Here is a 6,064-nt window from a genome sequence, read left to right as displayed (position 1 = left end):
TGATTTTCGGACTGCCGACTCTGTGGGTGGGGGGTTGGGCGCCGTTGGCAGTCTGAAAATCACCCGTCACGCCCCTCTCCGCAGCCACCCCCTGCACCGCCCCTCCCGCAGCGCGTCCCTCTCGCCTGGTCGGGTGAGGGGGTGGGTGAGGGGTGCTGGGGGTGGGTGGGTGCGGCTTGGGGGGATGGGTGGGGGTGGCGGGGGTGGGTGAGGGGTGGGGTTTGTTGCGGGCGCGCGGGCTTTCGTCCGGCGCGCCCGCTGAGGTGGGTGGGGGGTAGCCGGGTCAGACGGGGATGGCGGGGTGGCGGGTGCTGAGGAGGTGCCAGAAGCGGGGGGTGAGGGGTGGGGTGGGGGTGCGGGGCTGGGTGGTGGCGCCCCAGTGGGTGGGGACGTGGTGTTCCTGCTGGAGGAGGGGGAGGACGGCGGCGAGGTCGGGTTCGGGGACGGGGACGAGTCGGGCGAGCGGGCGCAGGTGGGGCTGCCAGCGGCCGGCCACGCACTGGCGGAGCAGCCGGTCGAGCGCTTCGCGGCGGCCGGTGGCCTCGACCAGTTCGGTCAGCCGCAGGGCGAGCACCTGGGCGAGGGCGTGGGTCTGGTCCGGGTCGCCGTCCCAGTGGCCGGTCAGTTCGGCCTGCCGGTAGGCGGGCAGCGGCATGCCGACCCGTTCGGCGACGGCATCCGGGCCGAGTTCCCGGGCGAGCCGGTGGTCGCGCAGGCTCACCGGCCGGCCGTCCATCAACTGGTCGGCCGGGCACCAGAGGGCGCGGGCCAGTGCGATGAACTCGGCCTCGCCGGGCCGCAGCGCGCCGCTCTCCCAGGCGAGGACGTGCCCGGGGAGCAGCCGTACGCCGTGCGCGGCCATGCCCTCGGCGACCTGCTCGGGGGTCAGCCCGAGGCCGGCCCGGTGGGCGCGGGCGGCCCCCGGCGAGAACGGCACCGGGGCGGGGGCGGCGGCGGGTGACTCTCTGCGGCGCATGGCACCGAACGTAGGTGCGGTCCTCGGCGCTGCCCCAGCCGCCGAACGCACGAAGCGGGGCCGGTCGGCCCTCCCCAGCGCTGGGCGATCGCACAGGCCGGACGGCGGCCCGCCGTGTGACCAACCCCTCCGTGACCTCGGTTGACTCCCGGTTCGGGCGCGTGATGGGATCCTGGGGCCAAACGGAGGCATGGAGAGGAAGCCGGTGCGAGTCCGGCGCGGTCCCGCCACTGTCACCGGGGAGCACGCTCGAACACGCCACGGTGGGCCGTCAGAAGCCGCTGGAAGGCCCGGGGGTGCGTCCGACCCGGAAGCCAGGAGACTCTCGCCCCCGGTACGTCGATCCAGGGCGCGGACCCTGAGTGAGGACACCCACGCGATGCAGGCTGCCCCGCCCCGCCGGACCCTGAGCTGCCCGCCGCCGTGCGCGGGCTGACCCGCGCCGCCGCCTTCGCGCTGGGCGCCGTCGCGGGCTATGCCGCCGACGCCCGTTTCGCCGACCCGCGCCGCGGCCACCCCGTCGCGCTGTTCGGCAGCGCCGCGACCCGGCTGGAGCGGCGCCTGTGGCGCGACCACCGGGCCGCCGGGGCCGGGTACACCGCGCTGTGCGTGGGCACGGTCGCGGTCGGCGCGCTCGCCCTGGACCGTACGGTCGGGCGGCGTCCGCTGGGCCGGGCCGCGCTGGCGGCCGCGGCGACCTGGACGGTGCTCGGCGGCACCTCGCTGACGCGGGAGGCGCGCACCATCGGACGCTCGCTCGCCGCGGGCGACCTGACGGCCGCCCGGGAGCGGCTGCCGCACCTGTGCGGGCGGGATCCGAGCGCGCTGGACGAGCAGCAGATCGCCCGGGCGGTGGTCGAGTCGGTGGCCGAGAACACCGCCGACGCCGTGGTGAACGCGCTGGCCTGGGGCGCCCTGGCGGGCACACCGGGCCTGCTGGCCTTCCGCGCGGTGAACACCCTGGACGCCATGGTCGGCCATCGCTCGCCCCGCTACACCCGGTTCGGCTGGGCCTCGGCCCGGCTGGACGACCTGGCGGGCTGGCCCGGCGCCCGGCTGACGGCGCTGCTCACGGTGGCCGCCGCGCCCGAACCCCGGACCGCCTGGCGGGTCTGGCGCCGGGACGGCTCCGCGCACCCGAGCCCCAACGCGGGCCAGGCCGAGTCGGCCTTCGCGGGGGCGGTGGGCGTGCGCCTCGGCGGGACCCTGCAGTACGGGGAGCGGGTGGAGCACCGGCCGGTGCTGGGCGCGGAGTTGCGGCCGGTGACGGTGGACGACATCGAGCGGGCCTGCACGCTGTCCCGGCGGGTGGGCGCGCTGGCGCTGGGTACGTCCGTCGCGGGGCATCTGGTGATCCGGGCGTTCCGGAGGAGGAGGGGCAAGTGAGCGAGCGCAGCGAGCGAACCGTCGAGAGGTGCGCGTGGTGCGGAGCACCTGCCGAGCACGGCGAGGCGGGGGCATGAGCAACGCACTGCTGGTCGCGGGGACGACCTCGGACGCGGGCAAGAGCGTGGTGACGGCCGGGATCTGCCGTTGGCTGGTCCGCCAGGGCGTGCGGGTGGCCCCGTTCAAGGCGCAGAACATGTCGCTGAACTCCTTCGTCACCGCGGACGGCGCCGAGATCGGCCGCGCCCAGGCGATGCAGGCGCAGGCCGCCCGGGTGGCGCCGGAGGCGGCGATGAACCCGGTGCTGCTGAAGCCCGGCGCGGACGGCCGCAGCCAGGTGGTGCTGCTCGGCCGGCCGGTCGCCGAGGTGGGCGCGCTGGACTACCGGGAGCGCAAGCCCGTCCTGCTGGAGCGCGCCCTGGAGTGCCTGGCGGACCTGCGCGGCCGCTATGACGTGGTGGTGTGCGAGGGCGCCGGTTCGCCCGCCGAGATCAACCTGCGCGACCGGGACATCGCCAACATGGGCCTGGCCACGGCCGCCGCGCTGCCCGTGGTGGTGGTCGGGGACATCGACCGCGGCGGGGTCTTCGCGGCGATGTACGGCACGCTGGCGCTGCTGTCGGCGGAGGACCAGCGTCATGTGGCGGGCTGGTTCGTCAACAAGTTCCGCGGCGACGCCCGGCTGCTGGCGCCCGGGCTGGAGATGCTGCACGAGCTGACCGGCCGTCCGGTGCTGGGCACCCTGCCGATGCTGCCGGGCCTGTGGCTGGACGCCGAGGACTCGCTGGACCTGTCCACCGTGGTGGACCGGGCGGACGGGCCCGGGCCGCTGGGGGCGGACGTGCTGCGGGTGGCCGTGGTGCGCTTCCCCCGGCTGTCCAACTTCACCGACCTGGACGCGCTGGCCCAGGAGCCCGGTGTGCTGGTGCGCTGGGCGACCCGGCCGGAGGAGCTGGCCGACGCCGACCTGGTGGTGCTGCCCGGCACCCGGGCCACCGTCGCGGACCTCGCCTGGCTGCGCGAGCGCGGCCTGGCGCCGGTGCTGAGGGCGCGGGCGGCGGCCGGGCTGCCGATCCTCGGGGTCTGCGGCGGCTACCAGATGCTGGCGCGCTCGATCGAGGACGAGGTGGAGTCCGGGGCGGGCGTCGTCGACGGCCTCGGGCTGCTGCCGACCCGGGTGCGCTTCGGCGTCGAGAAGGTGCTGGCGCGGCCGGTGGGCGAGGCGTACGGGCAGCGGGTGGAGGGCTACGAGATCCACCACGGGGTGGTGACGGTCGACGGCGGTACCGCGTTCATCTCCGATGACCACGGGCAGAGCCTGGACGGCTGCCGGATCGGCTCGGTCTGGGGCACCACCTGGCACGGCGTGCTGGAGAACGACGGCTTCCGTCGCGAACTCCTGCGCGAGGTCGCCGAGTCGGCCGGCCGGGCGTTCGTGCCGGCGCCGGACACCTCGTTCGCCGCGGCGCGCGAGGCCCGGCTGGACCGGCTGGGCGACCTGATCGAGGAACACGCGGACACCGACGCGCTGTGGAAGCTGATCGAGGGCGGGGTGCCGGCGGCCGGAACGCTGCCGTTCCTCCCGCCCGGGGCACCTGGGAGTGACGCATGAGTGACGTCCGCTATCCGTTCACCGCGATCGTCGGCATGGCCGACCTGCGGCTCGGGCTGCTGCTGAACGCGGTCTCCCCGGCCGTGGGCGGCGTGCTGGTGCGCGGTGAGAAGGGCACCGCGAAGTCGACCATGGTGCGCGCGCTGGCCGGGCTGCTGCCCGCCATCGCCGTCGTGGACGACTGCCGCTTCGCCTGCGACCCGGCCGCGCCGGACCCGCAGTGCCCGGACGGTCCGCACGCCTCCTTCTGCCGTCACGAACGGCCCTCCCAGCTGGTCGAGTTGCCCGTCGGCGTGGCCGAGGACCGGATCGTCGGCTCGCTCGACCTGGAACGCGCGCTGGCCGAGGGCGTCAAGGCGTACGAGCCGGGGCTGCTCGCCAAGGCGCACCGCGGCGTGCTGTACATCGACGAGGTGAACCTGCTCCAGGACCACGTGGTGGACCTGCTGCTGGACGCCGCCGCGATGGGCCGCTCGTACGTCGAGCGCGAGGGCGTGTCGGTGCGGCACGCGGCGCGGTTCCTGCTGGTCGGCACGATGAACCCGGAGGAGGGCGAACTGCGGCCGCAGCTGCTCGACCGCTTCGGCCTGACCGTCGAGATCGCCGCCACCCGGGACCCGGCCGAGCGGGCCGAGGTGGTCCGGCGCCGGCTCGCCTACGACGCGGACCCGGCCTCGTTCGCCGCCCGGTTCGCCGAGGAGGAACGGGCGCTCGCCGAACACATCACCACCGCGCGGGAGTTGCTACCCGAGGTGGAACTGACCGAAGTGGCGCTGCGTCAGATTACCGCCGTGTGCGCCGCGTTCGAGGTGGACGGGCTGCGCGCGGACATCGTGATGGCCCGCACCGCGGTCGCGCTGGCCGCCTGGGCGGGGCGCACGGAGGTGCTGGAGGAGGACGTCCGCAAGGCCGCCCAGCTGGCCCTGCCGCACCGGCGGCGGCGCAACCCCTTCGACGCCCCGGGGCTGGACGAGGAGCAGCTGGACCGGACGCTGGAGGAGCACGCCCAGCCGGAGGACCCGGAGCCGGAGGGCGACGGTCCGGGCGACGGCGGTCCGGGCGACGACGGCCCGGAGGACGACGGTGACGGCGGCGGTGGTCCGGACGGTGGCGGTGCGCCCGAGCCCGCCGACGGCGGCATCCCGGAGGCCCCCGCCCCCGAAGCCTCCAGCACGGACACCGAGGCCCCCGCACCGCAGCCCGTACCGGCCCAACACCCCTCCCCCGCACGGGAGTCGGCGCCGGTCGCGGCCGGGGACCCGTACCGGACCCGGCTGTTCACCGTGCAGGGCACCGGCCACGGCGCCCAGGGCCGCCGCTCCCCCGCCGAGACCACCGGCGGGCACACCGTCCGGGCCCGCCGCCCGCAGGGCGCGCTGAGCCGGCTGCACCTGACCGCGACCCTCCAGGCCGCCGCCCCGCACCAGGCGGCGCGCGGGCGGGCCGGCCGGGCACTGGTGCTGCGCAAGGACGACTTCCGCGAACAGGTGCGCCAGGGACGGGAGTCCAACCTGGTGCTGTTCGTGGTGGACGCCTCCGGCTCGATGGCCGCCCGGCAGCGGATGACCGCCGTCAAGGGCGCGGTGCTGTCGCTGCTGATGGACGCCTACCAGCGCCGGGACAAGATCGGCATGATCACCTTCCGTGGCGCGGACGCCGAACTGGCGCTGCCGCCCACCTCCTCGGTGGAGGTCGGCGCCGCCCGGCTGGAGACCCTGCCCACCGGCGGCCGCACCCCGCTGGCCGCCGGCCTGCTGCGCGCCCACGAGGTGCTGCGGGTGGAGCGGCTGCGCGACCCGAACCGGCGCCCGCTGCTGGTCGTGGTGACCGACGGCCGGGCCACCGGCGGCCGCGACGCGCTCGCCCGCTCCCAGCGCGCGGCCACGCTGTTCGCCGCCCAGGGCACCGCGAGCGTGGTGCTGGACTGCGAGTCCGGGCCGGTCCGGCTGGGCCTGGCCCGCACCCTCGCCGGGCTGCTCGGCGCCAGCGCCGTCAGCCTGGACGAGCTGCGCGCGGAGGGTGTGGCCTCGCTGGTCCGCGCGAACCGCGCGGCGAGTACGACCACTTCGATGCGAAAGGCGGCCTGAGCC

The 6,064-nt window shown here is 76.2% G+C and carries 4 protein-coding genes and 1 riboswitch; of the genes, 3 read left to right on the top strand and 1 reads right to left on the bottom strand.

From position 1 onward, the window contains the following. Window positions 1-283 precede the first annotated feature (283 nt). Window positions 284-976, bottom strand: a complete 693-nt coding sequence (locus ACZ3YL_RS39370) for a transcriptional regulator (RefSeq protein WP_465662402.1) — start codon at window positions 974-976, stop codon at window positions 284-286. Between the two features lie 196 nt (window positions 977-1,172). Further along, a riboswitch (cobalamin riboswitch) is annotated at window positions 1,173-1,300 on the top strand. Window positions 1,301-1,399: 99 nt separating this feature from the next. On the opposite strand from ACZ3YL_RS39370, the gene ACZ3YL_RS39365 reads away from it, so the two are divergent. From ACZ3YL_RS39365 to ACZ3YL_RS39355, 3 genes are all read left to right on the top strand, one after another. Next, entirely contained in the window at window positions 1,400-2,362 is a 963-nt protein-coding gene (locus ACZ3YL_RS39365; protein WP_465662400.1) for a cobalamin biosynthesis protein, read from the top strand. Between the two features lie 73 nt (window positions 2,363-2,435). Further along, the gene (locus tag ACZ3YL_RS39360; protein WP_465662398.1) at window positions 2,436-3,974 is read left to right on the top strand and encodes a cobyric acid synthase; all 1,539 of its coding nucleotides are present in this window, start codon (window positions 2,436-2,438) and stop codon (window positions 3,972-3,974) included. Beyond that, window positions 3,971-6,061: a putative cobaltochelatase gene (locus ACZ3YL_RS39355; protein ID WP_465662396.1), complete on the top strand. Its 2,091-nt coding sequence runs from the start codon at window positions 3,971-3,973 to the stop codon at window positions 6,059-6,061. Before ACZ3YL_RS39360 ends, ACZ3YL_RS39355 begins: the two co-directional genes overlap by 4 nt. Window positions 6,062-6,064 lie beyond the last annotated feature (3 nt).

Source organism: Kitasatospora sp. NPDC023176, assembly GCF_055560495.1.
The sequence above is the reverse complement of the archived record's forward strand: the minus strand, read 5'-3'. Positions and strand labels throughout refer to the sequence as shown.